General features: G+C 59.2%; 18 protein-coding genes and 1 pseudogene. 10 read left to right on the forward strand and 9 right to left on the reverse strand.

Features of this window, described 5'->3' with window-relative positions; all coding sequences use genetic code 11:
* Nucleotides 1–269: 269 nt before the first annotated feature.
* From LKE65_RS02910 to LKE65_RS02925, 4 genes and pseudogenes are all read right to left on the reverse strand, one after another.
* Nucleotides 270–563, reverse strand: a pseudogene (locus LKE65_RS02910) (hypothetical protein); the annotation flags it as partial.
* A gap of 24 nt (nt 564–587) precedes the next feature.
* Nucleotides 588–1,418 (reverse strand): IS5 family transposase, encoded by an 831-nt coding sequence (locus tag LKE65_RS02915; RefSeq protein WP_278741745.1) that lies wholly within the window; start codon nt 1,416–1,418, stop codon nt 588–590.
* Between the two features lie 180 nt (nt 1,419–1,598).
* On the reverse strand, nt 1,599–2,285 hold the full coding sequence (locus LKE65_RS02920) for a hypothetical protein (protein WP_278740391.1): 687 nt from the start codon (nt 2,283–2,285) through the stop codon (nt 1,599–1,601).
* 396 nt (nt 2,286–2,681) lie between these two features.
* Nucleotides 2,682–3,671, reverse strand: a complete 990-nt coding sequence (locus LKE65_RS02925) for a baseplate hub protein (protein ID WP_278740392.1) — start codon at nt 3,669–3,671, stop codon at nt 2,682–2,684.
* 455 nt (nt 3,672–4,126) lie between these two features.
* Here LKE65_RS02925 and LKE65_RS02930 point away from each other — a divergent pair, with 455 nt between their 5' ends.
* Nucleotides 4,127–4,426, forward strand: a complete 300-nt coding sequence (locus LKE65_RS02930; RefSeq protein ID WP_253530356.1) for a hypothetical protein — start codon at nt 4,127–4,129, stop codon at nt 4,424–4,426.
* 26 nt (nt 4,427–4,452) lie between these two features.
* Here the strand turns inward: LKE65_RS02930 and LKE65_RS02935 are convergent, their stop codons facing one another.
* Both LKE65_RS02935 and LKE65_RS02940 read right to left on the reverse strand, forming a co-directional pair.
* Entirely contained in the window at nt 4,453–4,605 is a 153-nt protein-coding gene (locus tag LKE65_RS02935; RefSeq protein WP_253530359.1) for a hypothetical protein, read from the reverse strand.
* A gap of 260 nt (nt 4,606–4,865) precedes the next feature.
* Nucleotides 4,866–6,065 (reverse strand): tyrosine-type recombinase/integrase, encoded by a 1,200-nt coding sequence (locus LKE65_RS02940; RefSeq protein ID WP_278740393.1) that lies wholly within the window; start codon nt 6,063–6,065, stop codon nt 4,866–4,868.
* A gap of 376 nt (nt 6,066–6,441) precedes the next feature.
* On the opposite strand from LKE65_RS02940, the gene LKE65_RS02945 reads away from it, so the two are divergent.
* Complete coding sequence (locus LKE65_RS02945; RefSeq protein ID WP_278740394.1) at nt 6,442–7,281, forward strand: phosphatase PAP2 family protein; 840 nt, start codon at nt 6,442–6,444, stop codon at nt 7,279–7,281.
* 39 nt (nt 7,282–7,320) lie between these two features.
* Here the strand turns inward: LKE65_RS02945 and LKE65_RS02950 are convergent, their stop codons facing one another.
* On the reverse strand, nt 7,321–9,114 hold the full coding sequence (locus LKE65_RS02950; RefSeq protein ID WP_278740395.1) for an ABC transporter ATP-binding protein: 1,794 nt from the start codon (nt 9,112–9,114) through the stop codon (nt 7,321–7,323).
* 448 nt (nt 9,115–9,562) lie between these two features.
* Here LKE65_RS02950 and nth point away from each other — a divergent pair, with 448 nt between their 5' ends.
* Nucleotides 9,563–10,228: an endonuclease III gene (nth, locus tag LKE65_RS02955; protein ID WP_165926293.1), complete on the forward strand. Its 666-nt coding sequence runs from the start codon at nt 9,563–9,565 to the stop codon at nt 10,226–10,228.
* A gap of 105 nt (nt 10,229–10,333) precedes the next feature.
* On the opposite strand, the gene hemH is transcribed toward nth, so the two are convergent.
* Nucleotides 10,334–11,374, reverse strand: coding sequence for a ferrochelatase (gene hemH, locus LKE65_RS02960; RefSeq protein ID WP_086647088.1), 1,041 nt, complete (start codon nt 11,372–11,374; stop codon nt 10,334–10,336).
* Between the two features lie 80 nt (nt 11,375–11,454).
* Complete coding sequence (mutY, locus tag LKE65_RS02965; RefSeq protein ID WP_095350124.1) at nt 11,455–12,522, reverse strand: A/G-specific adenine glycosylase; 1,068 nt, start codon at nt 12,520–12,522, stop codon at nt 11,455–11,457.
* A gap of 10 nt (nt 12,523–12,532) precedes the next feature.
* On the opposite strand from mutY, the gene LKE65_RS02970 reads away from it, so the two are divergent.
* The 7 genes from LKE65_RS02970 (at nt 12,533) to LKE65_RS03000 (ending at nt 20,902) form a co-directional block, all read left to right on the forward strand.
* A complete protein-coding gene (locus LKE65_RS02970) occupies nt 12,533–13,084 on the forward strand; it encodes a DUF721 domain-containing protein (protein ID WP_253530374.1) in 552 nt (183 codons plus the stop codon).
* A 165-nt stretch (nt 13,085–13,249) separates the two neighbouring features.
* The gene (locus LKE65_RS02975) at nt 13,250–13,474 is read left to right on the forward strand and encodes a hypothetical protein (protein ID WP_086647109.1); all 225 of its coding nucleotides are present in this window, start codon (nt 13,250–13,252) and stop codon (nt 13,472–13,474) included.
* 71 nt (nt 13,475–13,545) lie between these two features.
* On the forward strand, nt 13,546–14,643 hold the full coding sequence (locus tag LKE65_RS02980; protein WP_165926281.1) for a lytic transglycosylase domain-containing protein: 1,098 nt from the start codon (nt 13,546–13,548) through the stop codon (nt 14,641–14,643).
* A gap of 141 nt (nt 14,644–14,784) precedes the next feature.
* On the forward strand, nt 14,785–16,800 hold the full coding sequence (locus tag LKE65_RS02985) for an AfsR/SARP family transcriptional regulator (protein WP_278740398.1): 2,016 nt from the start codon (nt 14,785–14,787) through the stop codon (nt 16,798–16,800).
* 180 nt (nt 16,801–16,980) lie between these two features.
* Nucleotides 16,981–17,517: a DUF3576 domain-containing protein gene (locus tag LKE65_RS02990; RefSeq protein WP_086647111.1), complete on the forward strand. Its 537-nt coding sequence runs from the start codon at nt 16,981–16,983 to the stop codon at nt 17,515–17,517.
* 71 nt (nt 17,518–17,588) lie between these two features.
* Nucleotides 17,589–20,207, forward strand: a complete 2,619-nt coding sequence (gene leuS / locus LKE65_RS02995) for a leucine--tRNA ligase (RefSeq protein ID WP_278740400.1) — start codon at nt 17,589–17,591, stop codon at nt 20,205–20,207.
* Complete coding sequence (locus LKE65_RS03000) at nt 20,207–20,902, forward strand: hypothetical protein (RefSeq protein WP_086647093.1); 696 nt, start codon at nt 20,207–20,209, stop codon at nt 20,900–20,902. The genes leuS and LKE65_RS03000 overlap by 1 nt, the downstream gene beginning before the upstream one ends.
* The last annotated feature ends 10 nt before the right edge of the window (nt 20,903–20,912 follow it).

A 20,912-nucleotide genomic window follows, 5' to 3' on the forward strand; every position in this document is an offset into this window, starting at 1 on the left:
ACTCCTGCTGTAACTTTCCGTTCTATGAGGCCCAGATATCAATCTGACAAGAGGCTTCAATGTGCCCCCCCATATGCGAGTATACAGCCTATAACTAGATTAAATGTTGGCTGAGACCCCTTCTTCCAAGACCCACCCTTGCTCATGCGGCAAGCTATGGGGATCTCAGGCCAACCCCGAAAACCGTGTCACATTCAAACCTTTGATTAGTTTTTCAAAGGGTGGCGGTTTTCTGCTGGTTCCAGCGGAGGGGAATCAAAGCAAGCGGGTCATGCCCGCCACCGCCTCAGTGCCTTCACGGTGTTTGCCCAGGGCACTTCCAGAAACGACCCGCGATCAGCCGCCATTGAGCAATGCAGGATCATGGGCCACCACCAGACCATCATCCGTGTGCGTTCCACTACATCGCTTTGCTGGTTCCATACCTTGGTACACAGCACAACCACAGCACCAGTCTCACGGATTGCCGCTATCTCATGCTGGCGGCGTGACATGGCCTTATCTGCGGTAATCAGAACTGCCTTGGCGTCAGGATTGGCGAGCATCTGGAACAAGTCCACGTCCTTGGTGCTCTCTAACTGTCTGAATCAAAAAGCAACCTGATTGATTTTCCGCAGAACTCTGCGGATATGAGCGATCATAAGCCAAGCTTCAGATGAGGAGATTGTGGCTTCGACGTCCCTGGTGAGGCGGCGACAACGTCCCAGCCAGGCAAAGCTGCGCTCGACGATCCAGCGCTTTGGCAGGACGACGAAGCCCCTGGCCTGATTGGAGCGCTTGATGATCTCGATCGTCCACCGCCCGATTTGCGCCAACCCGTTTCGCAGCTTCTCACCGGCATAGCCGCCGTCGGCGATCAGGTGCCGCAACCAGGGGAACAGCGAACGGATCCGGGCTGCAACCAGCAATGCCCCGTCACGATCCTGGATGTCGGCGGGATGTACGACGGCGGTCATGATATGGCCCAGCGTGTCGGTGGCGATATGCCGCTTGCGCCCCTTGATCTTCTTGCCCGCATCATAACCGCGCGGACCGCCGTTTTCTGCGGTTTTAACCGATTGGCTATCGATAATTCCTGTGGTCGGTGTGGCATCACGCCCGTCCTGCTCCCGCGACAGGATCACGAGAATATGGTTTATCGCTTCCCAGCGTCCCTCGCGGATCCAACGGTAGAAATAGCCCTGCACGGTCGTGAAGGGAGGGAAGTGCCGGGGCAATTGGCGCCATTGGCAGCCGGTCGTAACAATGTACAGGATCGCCTCCATGACACGACGCAAATCGGTGCGCCGCGGCCTGCCCAGCCGCTTTCTCTCGGGCATCAGCGGCGCTATCAACGCCCATTCCCTGTCCCGCAGGTCGCTTGCATACTCCAGGTCGTCCCGGCAATACTGCGCACGGGTGATTTCAGTCCAGGTCATCGTGATCTCTTCAGGTTGTCGCAAACCCATGAATCATAACCTGCTGAAATCACTCAACTCATTTTCGGTCAGACAGTAAGCCAAGTTGGCGGACAGAGGTGGCAATATGTCCGCCCATATCCGCCAAGGGGGCCAGAACCCGCGCCATGATGGGCGGGTGGTTTTCATCAAAAATGAACCTCAAGCCGCCGCCCGACGGTTAACCCACAGTTCAAATTCAGCCGCCTGCTCAACAGCATCAGTCGGCACCTCCCACAACTTCGCCACCCGTGCGACGTCACCGCCCTCCGCGCGCAAGGCATCAGCCAAGACCTCGGTGGGTATCCCTGTGCCACCGTCAATCGGCCTGCCAAATCGTCGGGCAGGGTCAAGAATGACACGCGGCTGATCGGCATTAGGCCGCCACTGGCTTGCCGTGCCCGTAAGCTGATCGAAAGAGACAGACTTGCGGAAGCTTCTCTCAAGCACCTCAAGCATTGCCCCATTGCCGTCCGTAAGATCGACAAGGCGGCGGTCTCCGGTGGCCTCAGCGGTTTCTATCCAGATTGCTTTCCCATCGGTGTGGAATTGCCGGATAGCAAACGGGTGCTCCGTGCCCATCAGTTTCCGGGCTTTTTCAATCATGGCGCGAATGGATTGCAGGCTTATGCCCTGCCCCCGCAACTCTGACAGGAACAGAACCTCGATGAGATTGATGAAGCTGAGGGCATCTTGGCCACCTTCTGGGGGAAGGTCGGATACAAGCACCGGAGAGGAGCCATTGCCATATACCCACGACCGAATACGGGCGGAAGGCATACGCAGCAGTTTTGCCGCCGTAGCTACCGGATAAACGCCCCGGCCTATGATATTGCTGCCATCCGGCATACGCACCTCCTCGTGGCAAAAGCGGCCTAAAGACACGCCACCACAACGCACCCTGACACGTCCCGTTTTAATATGGGCGGGTTGCAGCGTATATCACACGGTTCTCTCTCTACAAGATAAACCATAAACGCGGACGTTCTGCGTGCCCGACCGAAAACGGCCCCTCCGCCCACACCAAAACCATACTGGAACACCCGGAACACCGACCACTGTCCAAGGTGTTCCACCCTGCCTCCCTGAAAAACCGCAGTTTCTCAAGGGGCGCAGCGCGGTGGAACACCGGAACACGTGGAACACCGCAAAAATAGATACCCAGCGCTAAGCCGCGACCAGACGCCCCACGTGTATCTCGTCTTCGTGCGCACGGGCACGGGCTATTTCATCAATACGTCAACATTACCCAAATTTGAGGTTTGTTGGGTTGTCACCGCGCGTTGCTCCCACAAAGGTTGTCCACTGGCCGTCCGGCACCTCTGATTCCAGATTGTGTTCGATGATGTATGGCAACCAGATGCCATTGGCAGGTGAGGTTTGGGCTGGAACCTGTCCATTCTGGTTATTGACCCATCCAGCAGGGGCGTAATTGCTCTTGAGCTGAAGGGGGGAGTTGTACCGAATTTTTGGGTTGAACAGGCACTCGAACAGGACGCCCGCGTCACTGTAGGCTGGGTAGCCGATAAGACCGCTTTTTGCGCTGATATAGGGCATATCAACCCCTTCATCATCGGCTTTATAAGCGTAATCATGCGGCCAAATATGAAGAGTCTTCTGATCTTCATCCAAATGAAAATCCGCCTTTACCGACAGGCACAGGCGCTCCATCGCGCTTCTTGGGTCGCCACACCCATAATAGCTTGGAAACACGGCCTTCACGCCATGGTTTAGGAGCGTCCATCCCATCGCGTTGCAAATGGCGGAGGCAATAGTTTGAAATGCCGCAGGGCCATTGAATGATATGGGCTGCATAGCTGTAACGGCTGATAGACACAGGTTATTGGCCTCGACTTGAAAGGCCACATTTGGTGCGCCAGTAAAATCCACGAACGCAGCGGTAACGTATCCGGAAAAGATCACTGACTTAGGAGATGTATCGTCTCCAGCAAGCAGAGTAATTTTGTTGGCATTTTGCCATGTCATCCGCGCGCGGATGACAGACATTCGGTTCATTTTGCTTAATGTCATCCCCTCGATACGCAGAGAAAGAGACGACCCAGCGGCCATGCCTGCATTCGTGATATGAGCGCGCACTCGGTGGCCTGACAGCATCAGGCTATCCTTGCCATCGGGGCCAAAGCCTCCGGTGACAAGGTCAAACTTCACATCAAGTTTGCGCTGGTGGAGACGTCTCTCTGAATGATGGCCTGTAGCAATAATGGTTTCAGACATTTATCTCCTCCCGGCATGCAAGTTCTCGTGACAAAACCCATGCCCTCAACAGCAAAAGAACGTTTTGAGAACCATAATGTGGCGGGATCATTTGTACAAGAAAGCAAGGCACCTTTCCTCGGCGATCGGTGCGCGATTTATTGCCTAATCCTGCGCCCCTCAGAGGGCACAAAATATCCGCTGCACTTGTTATGGTGTGCTTACTGATCTGTGAAGTAACGGGGGGATATGGGTCTTTTGGGAAACAACGCCCGTTTTCGATCGGACATGCAAGGGAGTACGCTTGGAACACCATGCGGAGGGCTGGGAAGTCGTTATTTTCATTATTCCAGAGAAGGATATTTGAAAAAGAATTTATACTAAAATCTTATATATTTGGTGTTCGAAACAGCGAATGTTACCGCATGACGCCTATAACGTTTCCCCATAAATAAAACAGCAGCGTGTGATACGATATGCAAATTGACGTTTCCAAAAAAAGAGAGAAGGTTCGGCAACTTCTTAGAAACGTCCAGAGAACTCAGTTTCTTGTAAAAATAAAAATAGAAGAATACACAGATCATATTATAAATGCACAATACGATACAAACGTGGTGCATAATAAGACATCAGAAATGATTTCCTCTTACATCATGCTGCTACAAATTCAGGACATTATTCTTACTGGGCTCTCAAAAACTCCTCCCAACGGGAAAGTGTTCTTATCCTCCGAACTGGTCGGTGTTTTGCTGGATTATGGTCTGGTCGTGAGATAAAGGGGATCCTTAGCAATCAATACCTTTCAGCTGATTGTAGCAGCGTGGCGACCACCCACGATCTGGCCATCATCCTTCCAAGCAATACCATTCCCGGCTGGCTGGCAGACCGATCCTGCCAGTGCATCATCCGTCCTCTTTTGGCGCCACAAGGGCGGAGAGGAAATGCTGGTCGTCATGGATAGATACCGTAGGCGGAAAGTTACACAATGCACGCGCATGCACGAGACGTTCAGCAATCGGGTAATGTCCTGGCTGGCCCAAGTTGCACAATACGCGCGCGAGGGGGAGCGCTTTTCCCCTTTTTTATGGACTCAAGAAATTCATGGGCGGGTTTGATTTAATCACTCTGCACAGCGCAGAAAACTGCCAACGTTTGAAAACTAATCAAAGTGCTTTCGTCCAGAACAACGCGGCTGAGCGCGTGCGCGCGAGGGAATTACTCTCTACATTGCTTGGCCCATACTTCCATAAGGCTGCGGCGCTGGTCGAGCAGATCACTCCTGCGGTATGCGGCCTCCACCTTGTTCTCAACTGCATGTGCAAGGGCTGCTTCGGCCACATCCCGCAAGCAGGCATTGGTATCTGCAGCCCAGTCACGGAAGGTCGAGCGCAGGCCATGCACCGTCACGTCTTTCGTGCCAGCGGCAAGGTGCAGGGCTTTGGAGAGGGCCACATCAGACAGAGGCTTGCCCCTCCGTTGGCCGGGAAACACAAGGTCGCTGCCTGCGCTATCACGCAAGGGGCGCATCTCATCAAGAATGGCTATGGCATCATCAGACAGAGGAACGCGATGCTCCCGGCCTGCTTTCATCTTCTCAGCCGGTATGACCCATAGGCGCGCGGCCTCATCAATTTCCGACCATAGGCAATTTCTGACCTCACCAGACCGGGCAGCTGTCAGGCAACAGAAGCGTGCAGCTTTGGCCGCGATCCCCTCTGAAGGCCGTAGGGCTGCCATCACGGCAGCAATGTCCCGCCAAGCAACTGCATTGTGGTGCTGCACCTTCATCAGTTTGGAGGGAGCGGGCAATGTTGCAGACAGGTGCCCCCGCCACCGAGCCGGGTTTTCTCCCTCCCGCCATCCTTGGGCGCGGGCATAGTCCAGAATGCGCTCAATGCGGCCACGCAGTCGCCCGGCTGTTTCGGTCTTTTCTGTCCAGATCGGCCGGAGGGCCGCCAGCACGTCCTGCGTGTCCACAATCTTGACGGCTTTCCCTCCGAATACAGGGAATACATGCAACGACAAAGAGCCACTCCATGTGTCCGCCGCCTTGCGGTCTTTCCATGCTGGAGCCTGCTCCTTGATGTAACGCCTTGCTACATCTTCGAACGTCACACCCACTTCCAATTTACGGGTAGCCTTGTCCTTTTCCCGCTCTGCAATGGGGTCCAGTCCGCTTTCCAGCAACTTACGGCACTCAGAAGCCCGCACCCGTGCATCGGCCAAGGATAGACTGTGCGCGCTGCCAAGGCTCATCTGGCGGCGGGTGCCTGTTATGGGGGATTTGAAGCGTAGCTCCCAAATGCGGGACCCTCCCACCACCATGAGCCAAAGACCGCCCCCGTCGCATAGGCCGCCATTCTTGTGTTTGGATACCTGCAAGGCAGTCAGTCGGTTGGGTGGGAGTCGGCTCATTGTCTTTTACCCCTCTTATTACCCCCCTTAAAACATGGAATGTGGGGGAACGTCCAGAAACAACCGTGGACGGAAAGGGGCGTAATGCGCTGGTAAACCAATAGGTTTTGGAACGACATGGAACGGTATGGGACGTGGGTTAGGCGGACTTCCCCTCCGCCAAAGCCTTCCTGAAATCACATTTATTCTGCTGCAACGTTACTGCAGACCATAAACGTATGGTCTTGCTCAGCCTGTCTGTGTTGGGTGGCAACAACAATGTATGCCCGCAGGTCGGCCTGATAGATTGGATTTTTCTGGCCTGTGACCTATAGGCTCCGGCCTTTTTATGCCATTCAGGCTAGACTATAACACAATGGCATAGTTTAGATTCTGAATGTTTCTTATTCCATTCCTTATTCTGGTCATGGCGCTGACAGATATTGCAGGCTGCCACTTTGCCGGACTTGATTTTACCGGCTTTGCAAGACCTTTTCTTATTTGTCTTGTTTCTGCTCCCATCGCAATTTTTTATTCCTTTCTGCGACCTAGCAAAATTATTGTAGAAGCTATTCTTTACGTTCAGGCGTGGATTCTTTTTTCCTTACTGGGATCCATCCAGACCTACCTTGCTTGCACGGCAGGGGGGCCAACGATCGATAAAACCCTCATCACTCTAGACCGCCTTGCCGGATTTGACTGGCCCGCCTGTTTTAGTTTCGTACGGTCTCATCCCATTTTATATAATTTTCTTGCCCTGTTTTACGGCACTCTTCTTGTTCAGATTGTTATCAACATTCTTATATTTTCTTTTTATGGGGACCAAAAAAGAAATAGAAGAATGCTATTGTCTGCTATTGCCGCGATATTTATTTCCAGTTTTATCGTGATAGTTTTTCCATCACTCGGGCCATTTTATGCATTCGGATATTACAGCAAAGGTGTGCCGGGAAGTGAATATGTTTATACTTTTCTAGCACTTAGAGACAGCGTGGCACCCCATACATTCTCGCTCGACCACATGGAGGGCCTGTATAGCTTTCCATCTTACCATATTGTTCTTGCTATTATTTTTACTTATTACAACCGCGGGTTACGCAGTTTTTACCCTTTTGCTGCTGTAAATTGCATTATGGCCATATCCACCATTCCCGTAGGTGGGCATTACCTGATGGATGTCCTGAGTGGCGCTCTTGTGGCCTGTGTGGCCATTCCCCTAGCTAATAAACTTGCCTGAAATGACGAGCGCACACCTCATGTCATCCGGTTTTTCATTCTACAGGCTTTGCAGGTTATAGAGCCGCTGGTACAGCCCGCCTTCCTGCTGGACCAGTTGCGCATGGGTGCCGTCTTCCACAATCTGGCCGTGTTCAAACACAAGTATGCGGTCCAGCCCTACAACGGTGGAAAGGCGGTGTGCTACAATCAGCACCGTGCGGCCTTCCATCAGCCGTTCCATGGCCTCCTGCACCAGAGCTTCGGATGCGGAATCCAGACTGGCCGTGGCTTCATCCAGCACCAGAATACGGGCATCGGCCAAAAAGGCGCGGGCTATAGCCACACGCTGGCGCTCCCCGCCTGAGAGCTTGATGCCCCGCTCACCCACCAGTGTTGCGTAGCCTTCGGGCAGGCGTTCTATAAAATCTGCCGCATTGGCCAGACGGGCCGCCTGCACAATCTGTTCGGGCGTCGCATCCGGCTTGCCATAGGCAATATTCTCGGCCAGCGAGCGATGGAACAGAACTGGCTCCTGCGGCACAAGGGCAATCTGGCGGCGCAGGTCGGCCTGACGCACCCTTTGTGTATCTACGCCATCAACCAGAACACGGCCGCTATTTTGGGCATATAACCGCAAAAGCAGCTTGGTAAATGTGGACTTCCCCGACCCCGAAGGCCCGACCAGACCCACCCGGCTCCCCGGTGCAATATGCACTGACAGGTCGGTAAAAAGGGGTGTCTGCTGCCCCGGATACTGGAATGTCACGTGTTCGAACGCGATTTCCCCATGTGTTACATGCAGCGCAACCGGCTGTGCGGGGTCTGCCACCCCTGCAGGGGTGCGCCAGAGCAGAAGCAGTTCTTCCATCTCGTTCACCGAACGTTGCACTACGGAAACCTGCTGCCCGATCTCCCGCAGGTAGCCCTGCACCAGAAAGGTCATGGTCAGCACATAAGCCACATCCCCCGGCCCTGCCCGGCCCTTGCACCACAGCCAGATAGCCGCAGCCGCCAGAGACAGACGCATGACCACCACGGCAGCGGCCTGAATATTGGCGCTATCCGTGCCGCGTATCCACATCCGCGCGGTTGCGGTGCGCCACTGGTCCAGTATCCGGGCCAGATGGGCTTCCTCCCGCGTTTCGGCCCCGAATGCCTTGACCACAGCATTGCAGGTCATTGCATCGGCAAGGGCTGCGCCGACCTTGCTGTCCCCCGCATTGGCGGCCTGTGCGGAAGGCGCAACATAATACAGCGTCAAGGTGCAGGACAGCGCCACAAACAGCACCGACAGAACACCAAGCAGCACCCCCATGGCAGGCCAGTGCCAGCCCAGCACAAGGGTTGTCAGCACCAGCAGGCAGAACTCGGGCAGCAGCATGAGCAGGAGCGTGTCGTCCAGCATGTCCACCGCCCACATCCCGCGGGTGAGCCGCCTGACCGTGGAGCCTGCAAAGGTGTTGGCGTGCCAGTCGGTACTCAGGCGCTGCACATGTGCAAACGATTCCGTGCCGATTTTCTGCATGACCCGCGTGGTCAGCCGCGTAATACCCAGATAGGCGTAGCGTTTGGCTAGCACGCTGCCAAACCCGCAGGCGGCAAGGGCTGCCAGCATCCACAGCGCATCTTCCAGCCGGGTAGGCTGGCTGGCGGGTTCGGCCACATCGGCCACAAGCCGGCCTGCGGCAAGGGGCATGAGCACATCGGCCAGCGTAGCCAGCAGCACCGTGCCCACAGTAACCGCCAGAGGCCGGGGAAAAGCCAGCCACAGGCGCATGACAAAGCCCAGCACGTCCACAAACAAAGACGTTTTGCGCGCGACAGAGGCTGTGCTGGAAGCAGAAGTGACCATGACCCAAAAACCCGAAAAAAGCGTGTGCACCCACGCCAACAGCGCAGGTGTTTAGCCTGTAGCGTGATGGCGCGATATTGCGCAAACCCGCTACGGCTGGAAAAATGGCCGCCCCAGCCCATTTGCAACAAGCAGCCCCATGCCCCCCAAAGCCCCCCGCAAGACCACCCATAACAGGGTCAGCACACAGCCAGCCCCCAAGCAGGATGCCCCCGTGCGACATGCTGCCGGGCAGAATGCCCCTCTGCCGGGCCATACGCCTGAACCTGCACCGGCAGAAGACACTCCCGCACAGGCCACACTGGCGCCACAGGCCAGCGGCAGGCGCACGGCAAAACCGGCCAGCACCCCGCGTGCCCGCAAACCGGCCCCCGGAACCACAGCCAAACCCCGCGCCAAAGCCGCCAGCCCCAAAGCCCAGACTGCGCCCCAGACCGCCTTGCGGGACATGACAAAGGCAGAGGTCCAGCAGTTCCTGACCGACCTGTCGCGCGCATGGCCCGATGCCCAGACGGAACTGCACTACACCACACCCTTTACACTGCTGGTGGCTGTTGTGCTGTCTGCTCAGGCGACCGATGCCTCGGTCAACCGCGTAACCCCGGCCCTGTTTGCCGCAGCCCCCACCCCGCAGGCCATGGCCGCACTGGGGGACGAGCAGGTGGGCCAGTTGATCCGCACCATCGGGCTATGGCGCAACAAGGCCAAAAACGTTGTGGAACTCTCCCGCCAGTTGCTGGCCGAGCATGACGGGCAGATCCCCCACACGCGGGAGGCGTTGGAAAAACTGGCCGGTGTTGGCCGCAAAACCGCCAATGTGGTGCTGAATGTGGCCTTTAACCAACCCACAGTGCCCGTGGATACGCATGTGTTCCGGCTGGCCAACCGCTCGGGCCTTGGCCGTGGCCGCACGGTAGAGGCGGTGGAAAAAAAGCTGGAAGCGCGTATCCCGCTCCCCATGGTGCGCGACTCCCACCACTGGCTTATTCTGCAAGGGCGGTACGTGTGCAAGGCGCGCAAGCCCGAGTGCTGGCGGTGCGCGGCACAACAGAGCTGCCTGTTCCCTGACAAGACCCCTCTGCCGCGCCCCAAAACCCCACGCGCCGCGCCATAACACGAAAGCCCCATCTGCACGGCTAGCCCGTGCGGAGAACCCCGCAGCCACGCCCGGCAAACCACCACACCCCGGCCTTGACAGGGGCGCGGGGGCAAACCCTCGCTACAGCCAGCCCTGTAGTTCGCGCCGGACCAGTTTTTCCAGCAGGCTGATGCTGGCGGGGCTGTCGTTCAGGCAGGGGACAAGAGTAAAGGACTCGCCGCCCGCCTTCATGAACTCCTCGCGCACTTCGTGGCCAATTTCATCCAGTGTTTCCAAGCAGTCCGCCATAAAGCAGGGGGTTACCACCGCAATACGCTTGATGCCCTTTGCAGGCAGGCCCGCAATAAAGGGCGCGGTGTAGGGTTCCAGCCATTTGGTTGGCCCAAAGCGGGACTGGAAGGTCATGGGCAGGGTGGCTTCATCCATCCCCAGTTCGGCGCGCAGGGCGGCCACGGTGCGGGTACATTCCGCCAGATACGAATCGCCCTTATCCACATACTGGCGCGGCAACCCGTGGAAGGAGGCCACCACCATCTGGAACGGCTGCTCCGCGTGTATCTGCTCCTCGCGGATGGAGGAGGCCACGGCGGTAATAAAATCCGGATCATCGGGGAAGGATGGCACCGTGCGGATGGCAGGCTGGTTGCGCAGCTTCATCAACACCCGGAAGAGCTGGTCATTGGCGGTGGCCGTGGTGGTTGCACTGTACTGCGGGTACAGGGGCAGGCACACAATGCGGTCACACCCCTGCTCCATAAGCGAGCGGAGCGCCTGCGCCACACTGGGGCGGCCATAGCGCATGCCCCATGCCACTGGCACACCATCGGCCTCGAACTGTCTGGCCAGTTTTTCACCCTGATGGCGGGTGTAAGTGCGCAACGGGCTTTCATTCCGTTCGGCATCCCACACACGGGCATAGGCGCGGCCACTGCGCGTGGGGCGGGTGGTGAGAATAACGCCCTGAAGCAGAGGCTGCCAGAACAGGGGCGAGCCTTCGATCACCCGGCGGTCGGACAGGAACTCGGACAGGTAGCGGCGCACGGCGCGGTACCCCGTGCCTTCGGGCGTGCCAAGGTTAAGCAGCAGCACACCCGGCCTGCCATATGGAGGCTGGCCCTGAGCGGGCAGATGGGCCTGTGGCGGAATATGGTGGAAAACCATGCAACCTCTTTTTTCTTTTTTACGGCCCGACCCGCACGGGCCGCCCTACCGGGTGCTGTGCGCCAGAACACTCCGTCTTTTCATGCACGATGCAGGAAGTTGTACCCTGTTGACATACATTTTTGCATAATTGATGGCAGCGATGCGGTTTTGGTCTGTGCCGCAGGCAACAAAAACCCTTCCCCCACATCCTGATTGGAAAAGCGCTCCACCTGCGCGGCATACACAACCACGTTCAGCGTAAAATGCGTAAACACGTGTTTGACTGCGCCCGCATTGCTCCACTGCGCGGCAACGGGGGCATGGGCCAGTGCCTCGGCCTCAGTCCATGGTGTTGCGCGCCATTCGGTGCCGGGCAGTTCGGTCATGGCGGCCAGCAGGCCTGTCTCGGGGCGTTTGCGGAGCAGCACGTTCCCGGCCCGGTCCATGACCATAAAATGCACACCATACCGCACGGGGCGTTCGGCCTTGGGGGCCTTACGCGGCAGGGTGGCCGCCGTACCCTGTGCATACCCTTCGCACACACCCTGCCACGGGCATAACCCGCACGCAGGCTGGCGGGGGGAACACAAAGAAGACCCAAGATCAAACAAAGCCTGTGCAAAATCGGACGGCCGGGCACGGGCCGGGGCATCCGTATTCAGCCCGCTGGCCAGTTGCGCCAGCGTTTTACGGGCAGCCGGCAGCGGGTCCTGCACATTGTACAGGCGCGCCGTAACACGCTCCACATTGCCATCCACCGGCACAACCGGCACGCCAAAGGCTATGGCCGCCACGGCGGCAGCCGTGTAGGCCCCAATGCCGGGCAGGGCGCGCAACCCCTCTACCGTGCGGGGGAAGCTCCCAAGGGCCGCAACGGCCTGTGCGCAGGCATGCAGGTTGCGCGCGCGGGAGTAGTAACCAAGCCCGGCCCAGGCGGCCAGCACATCATCCCTTGGGGCACTGGCCAGCGCCTGAACTGTTGGAAATCTTTCCACAAATCTGAGATAATATGGCCCGACAGCCTTGACCGTTGTCTGCTGAAGCATGATCTCGCTCAACCAGACACGATACGGGTCTGGTGCTTCCCCCTCCGTGCACCGCCATGGCAGGGTGCGGCGGTGTCGGTCGTACCAGTGCAGCAGGGCGTGGGCGGGTGGCGTAATCACGGAGGCTGTTATGGCGAAGGAACTTCATTCGGGCAAGGCGGGTACCCCCGCACGGCAGGCCAGCACCCCCCGCAAGCCCGCCGCACGCACGCGCGCAAAGGAAGAAGCACCACCACAGCCCCCCCGCCGTGTAATGAAGGCCCGCACACTGGGCGCCCTGCTCCCCAATGTAACAGCGCCCGCCTTCCGCCGCCGCTCCCCCACAGGGGCCATGCTGTTTGCCCGCTGGGCCGATGTTGTTGGCCCGGCCCATGCGGCTGTTACCTCCCCGCGCAAACTGAGCGCCGCCACGCTGACCGTGGCCTGCACCGGCCCCGCCGCCATGGAACTGCAACATCAGGGCGACATGCTTGTGGCGCGGATCAACACATGGTGCGGGGAGCCACTGGTTGCCCGGCTGCGCTTTGTGCAGGACCCCACGGCAGGCACACGCCGCAGGCTGCCCCCCCGCAGGGGAGCCACCCCCACCTGCACCCTGCCCGACATGGGTGATGAGTCGCTGCGCATGGCGCTGGAGCGGCTGGGCACGGAAATTTTACAAAGCCCGATAAAAAAAACCTAACAAATATAACGGGTTATTTCTTTTATTGTCATGGTTTTATGACAAAACCGCTTAGCGCTTGAAATTGACACATTGTGGGTGTTCTAAGGCCCCGCACCCGATGCGCAGTGGCGCACCTGTGCAACAGTCAAGAGCAGAGCAGCCTAACTAACAGGATTTATGATTATGTTGCGTAAACCCGGCACCACGCCAGGGATTACTACCCCAGCCGCCCTGAAAACACTGCGGCAGCATGGGCCAGAAACCCTGTCTGACCTCCAGTTTCTGGAAAACTGGACAACCCGGCCGTGCTACACCGCAGCCAGCGTGCTGCGTGCAGGCCAGATCCGCCGCACAAACCCGGCCCTTATGAACGACATAACCGCAGGCATGCGCCAGCACGGCAAATAGCATCCGGCAGGGCGTACCCCGGCCAGCATGACCATTTGCATCTGCCCGCCTGAACGGGCACCATGCGTGCCATGCTGCCACGTGTTTTTACCTGTGCGGACCAGCGCATCTGGCGCAGGGCCTTCTCCCTTATCGCTCTAGGCGGGCTGGCTGTGCTGTCCGCCTGCGCGGGGCCGGGTAAAACATCGTATAATGCGCCGGGGTCGGCCCTTAATCCGTGGGGGCCTTATATTCACGAAGCCTCGGACCGGTTTTCCGTTCCCCAGTCCTGGATCCGCGCTGTGATGCAGCAGGAATCGGGCGGGCACCAGTACATGAACGGGCACCTTACCCGTTCCGTGCATGGTGCGGTCGGGCTTATGCAGATCAAGCCAGATACATACGCCCAGCTTGCGCAGCGTTACCGCCTTGGCTCCGACCCCTATAACCCGCACGACAATATTATGGCCGGGACCGGCTATATTCGCGAATTATACGACCGCTTTGGCTCCCCCGACTTTTTGGGCGCGTACAATTGCGGGCCACAATGCATGGAAAACCACCGCTCACGCGGGGCTCCCCTACCCGGTTACGCCCGCACCTACATGGCGGCCATTACCCCCCACCTGAACGACCCCGTGCCCCCCAGCACCCTGCCTGTGCAAACCGAGCCCAACCTGGCACCGCAGCAGATTGCCCCCGTGCAGGTGGTCCAGAACACCGCCCAGCCCTATGGCCCGGCCAGCGCACCACCGCTGGAGGATGAGACACTCCCCCCACCCTCCGCCGGAGCGGACAGCCCTGCCCAGCAGGATGACAGCTCCACCATGCAGCTTGCAGGCGACTCCACCCCGCAGCCCGCAGGCTACCAGCCCGCAGCTTACCGGAGCGTGAGTTCCACCCCTCTGGCCGGTCCGGGTATTGTCTGGCGTTCTGCGGGAAGTGGGGGCAATGCCATTATCCAGATCGGGGCTTTTTCCACCCCGGCACGGGCCATGCATGCCATTGCACTGGCGCGGCAATCCTCCCCCGCACTCAGCCATGCCCTCAACCGGGTGGAAAAGGTAACGCCCACAGGCCGGGCACCGGTATGGCGCACCCGGCTGGCGGGGCTTCCCTCCGGGCAGACAGACACCATATGTTCTGCCCTGCGCCAGCAGGGGCTTTCATGTATTGCCATAACGCCCTAGAATATTACACCACTGTTAAATTTACTGTTTGCTAAAACCTTCTTTTTACAGGGAAATACAAAAGCATTTTTTTCTGACCGGCAGGAATAACTTTAATGTTCGTGATCGGTGTCTTACTGGTAATTAACGGACCTTCTGCCCATGCACGCATCCCCCGACACCACAGGCGCACCACCAGACAACCCTTTGCTCCATATTTTTCTGCTCGGGCATATGCGCGTCCTGTCCAGTACGGGGCTTTCCCTTTTACCTACGGGCACCAAAACCAAGGCGCTGCTGGCCATTCTGGCACTTTCCAACCGGCGGCCCGTAGCCCGCACCCGGCTGGCCGAGCTGTTATGGAGCAAGCGCGCCCCAGAGCAGGCGCGCGCCTCCCTACGGCAGGAAATCCACCGGCTGATGGATGTCCTCCACCCCCTTGGGCCGGAGGTGCTGGACGTTCAGCGCCACACACTGGCCATACGCCCCAACCTGACCGACATTGATACCGAGCGCGTATTCCGCGCCACACCACAGACGGTCATGGACCTGCCCGACCCCCTGCCCCCGTTGCTGGAAGACCTGAGCGCGGTTGACCCCGGCTTTGCCACATGGCTGGAGGAAGAACGCAACCGCCTGCTCGACTACAAGACCGCACAGCTCGAAGCCCTGCTGGCCAGCACAACCGAGCCCGCCACGGTTATGGCCGCAACCCGCAGGCTGCTCCGCCTGAACCCGCTGAACGAAGGCGCATGGCGCGCACATATTCAGGCCGCCATGTACAGCAAGGAGGAAGGTACCGCCCTGCTGGGGGCCGAAAACTGCCTGCGCACATTCCGCCACACCATTGCCACCACACCGGGGCAGGAAACCATGCGCCTGATTGCAAAGGTGCGTGCCACACACCAGCAGAACACGCAGGGGGCCCAAGGCACGCTGCCTCCGCTGCCCCATACCTCTTCCGCGCTCTCCCGCTCCCCTGTGGCGGATGACCCGCTGCGCATGCTCAGGGCCACGGTGTTTCTGGCCTGCCCCACAGCCGGCAGCACGCCAGAAAGCGTGGCTCTGGCCGAGCGGTTCCGTGATGAGCTGGGGCTGGATATTGCCATGCACGGCGTGCTGGACATAAGCGTGCAGACCGAATGCTTTGCAGCAACGCCCTTCCAGTCGCTCCCCAGCCGCGGGCAGTGGGATTTTCTGGTCGGGATTACCATAACCGGGGTAAGCGAGGGCAAAAGCACCTGCCTGTTACAGGCGTTTGACACCCGGCTGAACGACACAATCGTATGGGGCCACAGGATAAGCCTGACCCCCACAACCCTGCGCGCCCTGTCCAACCGGTTTGCCTCGGTGCTTATTCTCAGCCTGTTCAAGGCGGAAGCACGCAGGCTGGCCAGCGTACCTGTGGCGGCCCTTTCCCCCTTCGGGATGGGCCTGCGTGCCTTAACCTTAAGCATGCGCGCCGACCCACGCCTGTATGACACGATAGAACGGCTGATGGCGGAAGCGGAACAACGCGCGCCTGAAAACCAGTTTCTGTTTTTTGTGCATGCGCACTACCTGCTCATCCGCATGTATGATGAATGGCACATGCCCGTGGCTGACTACATTCAGCCCATGGTCACCATGCTCAAGCAGAACTTCACCCTGTTCCCCAGCAACATTGCCACCCGCTACCTGCTGACCGCTGGCCTGTTTTACGCCAACCAGCCGGAGGAGGCGCGCTTTCTGCTGGCCCAGATGCACGCAGCCCTGCCCACCGATTCCCCCGTAAGCATGCTGGCCCTGCCCGATGGGCTGGACGCCCTGTGCCGGGGGGACGCCGTAACCGCGGCCCGCATTTACACGTCATTTTTTGGCATGGCCCCCAGCGTGCCGCTTTTTAGCGCCCCTGATCAGGAATTTATTCTGTCGTGCTTTTTAGCCGACCAGTACGAGGAAACCCTGCTCCACGCCCGCGGCATTCTGGCCACCTCGCCCGACCGTTCGGCCATTCTGGTCCCCGCCCTTGCGGCGGCCAACATGCTGGGGCACCAGTCTTTAGCGCAGGATTACCGCCAGCGGCTGCACCGTTTGCACACCCCGCTCTGCGCTTCGGCCATAGAGGGGCACTACGCTTATCTGCCCGCGCACCTGCGCCAGAAACTCTGCCACGCACTGCACCTGACCCTGCCCTAAGCACGCGCCCCCCCCCCCCACCACCAGAGCAGACAGGCCACGCAGACGCTTGGCGGAAAAGAGTTGAAAGGATATGAAGACGGACAGGACCACCTGTGCCGCCAGCCAGACCTGACTTCTTTTTTATCCGGCGGACCGGGAAAGACGGATACCCACGTGCCAAGGAGCCACATCAACGCCATGCTTCGCCGTCTCATGCCCAGCCATGCCGCTGCCAGCCGCCCCCATCCCATGCTGCTCCTTAAATGGATGAGCGCCGCAACAGCCGTTGCGGGGATATGCCTGTTAAGCGGCTGCTCCAGCTCCGACCGGACCCGGACCGGCCTTGCCGCCCCGCACAACCACCTGCTGGCCGAAGATCGCGGGGCCTCTGGCGGGGAAGCCAGCCTTAAAGGCGGCGTAAACGCCTATCTGTGGCGCGCAGCACTGGACACACTCTCCTTCATGCCCGTGGCTACGGCCGATGCGGAAGGCGGGATTATCCTGACAGACTGGTACACGCCCCCCGCCACGCATGACGAACGGTTCAAGATTACCGCTTTTGTGCTGGACCGCCGCCTGCGCTCCGATGCGCTGCGCCTGAGCGTGTTCCGCCAGCTCAAGCAGGACGGAACATGGGTGGATACTCCCCCCGCCCCCAATACCGCGTCCGACATTGCCACGCGCATTCTCTCCCGCGCGCGCAAACTCCGCGCCGATAACGGCAATCAGGACTGACTCACCCGGCTCTGGCCACGGTGTTCGTCCTTATTTTTTCCTTATAGCCTGCAAGCGTAGATTCTCATTCCATGTCCCAGCCTTCCAGCCCATCCCCCTCCTATGACTTCAACGCAGTCGAGCCAAAATGGCAGAAGGCGTGGGAAAAAGCCGATATTTTTACCGTTCCGGATGTCCCTCCGGCGGACAAGCCCAAATATTATGTGCTGGAAATGTTCCCCTACCCATCGGGGCAGCTCCACATGGGGCATGTGCGCAACTACGCACTGGGCGATGTGATTGCCCGCTACAAGCGCGCCCGTGGCTTTGCCGTGCTGCACCCCATGGGGTGGGATGCCTTTGGCCTGCCAGCCGAAAACGCAGCGCGCGAACGCGGCGTGCACCCGCAGGAATGGACGCTCAACAACATTGCCGCCATGCGCGCCACCCTGCAACGGCTCGGCTTCTCCCTCAACTGGGACCGTGAAATTGCAACCTGCCTGCCCGACTACTACGGCAAGCAGCAGAAGCTGTTCCTCGACTTTATGCAGGCCGGGCTGGTTGAACGGCGCGAAAGCTGGGTCAACTGGGACCCGGTGGACCAGACCGTTCTGGCCAACGAACAGGTGGTGGATGGCAAGGGCTGGCGCTCTGGCGCACCGATTGAAAAGAAAAAACTCTCCCAGTGGTTCCTGCGCATTACCGACTTTGCCCAGGACCTGCTGGACGGGCTGAAAACGCTCGACCGCTGGCCCGAGCGCGTGCGCACCATGCAGGAACGCTGGATTGGCCGCTCCGAAGGGGCCAAGCTCACCTTCTCACTGCATGAACCCCCCACGGGGCTGGATACCAACCTGAACGCGGTGGAAGTGTTTACCACCCGCCCGGATACGCTGTTTGGCATGTCCTTTCTGGCCATTGCCCCGGACCACCCGCTGGCTCAGTGGGTTGCCGAGCGCAACCCGCAGGCTGCGGAGTTTGTGGCTGAATGCCGCCGCCTTGGCACCTCGGTCGAAGCGGTGGAAACAGCTGAAAAACGCGGGTTTGACACGGGCCTGCGCGTGAACCACCCGTTCATGGACAAGAGCTTTCCCATCTGGATCGCCAATTTTGTGCTGATGGACTACGGCACGGGTGCGCTGTTCGGCTGCCCGTCGGGGGACCAGCGCGACCTCGACTTTGCCCACAAATACAACCTGCCCGTGACCCCCGTGGTGCTGCCAGAAGGCAAGGATCAGGCAGACTTTGCCATTACCGAACATGCCTTTACCGGCGATGGCACCATGATCAACTCCGGTTTTCTGGACGGACAGAGCACCGAACAGGCCCGCAAATCCGCCATTGCACGTTTGCAGGACCTTGGCGTGGGCCAAGGTGTTGTCAACTGGCGGCTGCGCGACTGGGGCATTTCGCGCCAGCGGTACTGGGGCTGCCCCATACCGGTCATTCATTGCGACACCTGCGGCGCGGTGCCGGTGCCCGACGAGCAGCTCCCCGTCAAACTGCCCGAGGATGTCACCTTTGACAAACCGGGCAACCCGCTGGACCACCACCCCACGTGGAAGCACACCACCTGCCCATGCTGTGGCAAACCCGCCACGCGTGAAACCGATACGTTTGACACGTTCGTGGACAGCTCGTGGTATTTTGCCCGCTTTACGGCCCCCCATGCCGCAGCCCCCACCGTGCGGGATGCCGCCGATGGCTGGCTGGCCGTGGACCAGTATATTGGCGGGATTGAACACGCCATTCTGCACCTGCTTTACGCACGCTTTTTTACCCGCGCCATGCACCGCACCGGCAACCTGAACGTGGACGAGCCATTTGCTGGCCTGTTTACTCAGGGCATGGTCAGCCACGAAAGCTACAAGGACAGCGCAGGCCACTGGCTCTACCCCGAGGAAGTGGAACGCACGCCCGAAGGTGTGGTCAAACGCGGCACCACCGACCCCGTGACCGTGGGCCGGGTGGAAAAAATGTCCAAGTCCAAGCGCAACACGGTTGCCCCCGTGGCTATTATCGAGCGCTTTGGGGCCGATACCGCACGCTGGTTTGTCCTGTCCGACAGCCCACCCGAGCGTGACATGGAATGGACCGAGGCCGGTGTGGCCGGGGCTGCGCGCTTTGCCCAGCGCCTGTTCCGCACGGTTTGTGGCGTTGCCGCCAGCGTGCCCGCCACCACCACCTGCCCCGCTGATATTGACCGCAAGGCCGATACGCTGCGCCGCACCACGCACCGCACACTTGCCGCCGTGACCGAAGCGCTGGAAAGCTTTGCCATTAACGTAGCCGTTGCGCGTATTCATGAACTGACCTCCGCTCTGGCGGATGCGGAAAAAGCGGCCAGCGTTGCGGGCATGGACTTTGCCCGGCGCGAAGCAGCGCATATTCTGTGCCTGCTCTGCGCCCCGATGATGCCCCATCTGGCCGAAGAAATGTTTGCAAGCCTTGAGCCCACCGCAGGGCTTGCGGCAACGCAGGCATGGCCTGCCCCCCAACCTGACCTGCTGGCGGCAACGCAGGTCACCATAGCGGTGCAGATTCTGGGCAAGCTGCGCGGCACTGTAGAAGCGCTCCCCGATGAGGACCCCGCCGCCGTACTGGCACGGGCAGAAGCCGAACCCAACGTGGCGCGGCTGCTGGAGGGCAAGCGCATTGTCAAACGCGTGCATGTGCCCAACCGCATTGTTAACTTTGTAACGGCAGGCTGATGACCCGGACCCGCTCCCTTTTTTCTCTCTGCAAGGCCACACTGGCCGCCACAGCCCTTATGGCGGCTCCGCTGCTGCTGAGTGGCTGCGGCTTCAAGCCTTTATACGGGGAGGAAAAAGGCGCGGTTGATGTTACAGCCGAGCTTAAAGATATTTACGTTGCCAATATTCCGCAGCGCTTTGGCCAGCAGATCCGTCTGGCGCTGCAATCCCAGATGGCGGGTGATGGGCCAGAAGACCCGCGCAAATACAAGCTGGTGGTCCAGCCCACCATTAGTGGTGAAGCCATTGACATTCATGGCGACAACACCACCGGGCGGACCCGTATGCTTGCCACCGCGCACTGGCAGTTGCTCACCATTGAGCAGACCCCACAGCTGATCACGCAGGGATACGCCCAGACGCTGGATGGGTACACCAACACCTACGAACAGTATTTTGCCCAGACCCTGAACATGGAAAGCACGATGGGCCGCATCGCGCAGGCATTGGGCGAGCAGATTACCCAGCAGGTGGCCACCTGGTTCAAAACCCACGCCACCCCGGCGGATGTGCCCGATAACCAGCCCAAAGCACTCTACCCGTCCCCCAACCTTATTCCCGATTCCGATCAGGGCACCCCCATGGAGCAGGAAGGCCCGGACGCCATTCCCAACATGGCCACGGGGCGTGCCCCCATTGATACCAACTTCTAGCCACCGGGCG

The organism is Acetobacter fabarum, from assembly GCF_022483405.1.
Taxonomy (GTDB): Bacteria; Pseudomonadota; Alphaproteobacteria; order Acetobacterales; family Acetobacteraceae; genus Acetobacter; species Acetobacter fabarum.

Bases quoted from the DNA above. Each gene is read 5' to 3' on its own strand.
- LKE65_RS02915 (WP_278741745.1), bottom strand. From the start codon at position 1,418: ATGACCTGGACTGAAATCACCCGTGCGCAGTATTGCCGGGACGACCTG.
- LKE65_RS02920 (WP_278740391.1), bottom strand. From the start codon at position 2,285: ATGCCGGATGGCAGCAATATCATAGGCCGGGGCGTTTATCCGGTAGCT.
- LKE65_RS02925 (WP_278740392.1), bottom strand. From the start codon at position 3,671: ATGTCTGAAACCATTATTGCTACAGGCCATCATTCAGAGAGACGTCTC.
- LKE65_RS02930 (WP_253530356.1), top strand. From the start codon at position 4,127: ATGCAAATTGACGTTTCCAAAAAAAGAGAGAAGGTTCGGCAACTTCTT.
- LKE65_RS02935 (WP_253530359.1), bottom strand. From the start codon at position 4,605: ATGACGACCAGCATTTCCTCTCCGCCCTTGTGGCGCCAAAAGAGGACG.
- LKE65_RS02940 (WP_278740393.1), bottom strand. From the start codon at position 6,065: ATGAGCCGACTCCCACCCAACCGACTGACTGCCTTGCAGGTATCCAAA.
- LKE65_RS02945 (WP_278740394.1), top strand. From the start codon at position 6,442: ATGTTTCTTATTCCATTCCTTATTCTGGTCATGGCGCTGACAGATATT.
- LKE65_RS02950 (WP_278740395.1), bottom strand. From the start codon at position 9,114: ATGGTCACTTCTGCTTCCAGCACAGCCTCTGTCGCGCGCAAAACGTCT.
- nth (WP_165926293.1), top strand. From the start codon at position 9,563: ATGACAAAGGCAGAGGTCCAGCAGTTCCTGACCGACCTGTCGCGCGCA.
- hemH (WP_086647088.1), bottom strand. From the start codon at position 11,374: ATGGTTTTCCACCATATTCCGCCACAGGCCCATCTGCCCGCTCAGGGC.
- LKE65_RS02970 (WP_253530374.1), top strand. From the start codon at position 12,533: ATGGCGAAGGAACTTCATTCGGGCAAGGCGGGTACCCCCGCACGGCAG.
- LKE65_RS02975 (WP_086647109.1), top strand. From the start codon at position 13,250: ATGTTGCGTAAACCCGGCACCACGCCAGGGATTACTACCCCAGCCGCC.
- LKE65_RS02980 (WP_165926281.1), top strand. From the start codon at position 13,546: ATGCTGCCACGTGTTTTTACCTGTGCGGACCAGCGCATCTGGCGCAGG.
- LKE65_RS02985 (WP_278740398.1), top strand. From the start codon at position 14,785: ATGCACGCATCCCCCGACACCACAGGCGCACCACCAGACAACCCTTTG.
- LKE65_RS02990 (WP_086647111.1), top strand. From the start codon at position 16,981: ATGCTTCGCCGTCTCATGCCCAGCCATGCCGCTGCCAGCCGCCCCCAT.
- leuS (WP_278740400.1), top strand. From the start codon at position 17,589: ATGTCCCAGCCTTCCAGCCCATCCCCCTCCTATGACTTCAACGCAGTC.
- LKE65_RS03000 (WP_086647093.1), top strand. From the start codon at position 20,207: ATGACCCGGACCCGCTCCCTTTTTTCTCTCTGCAAGGCCACACTGGCC.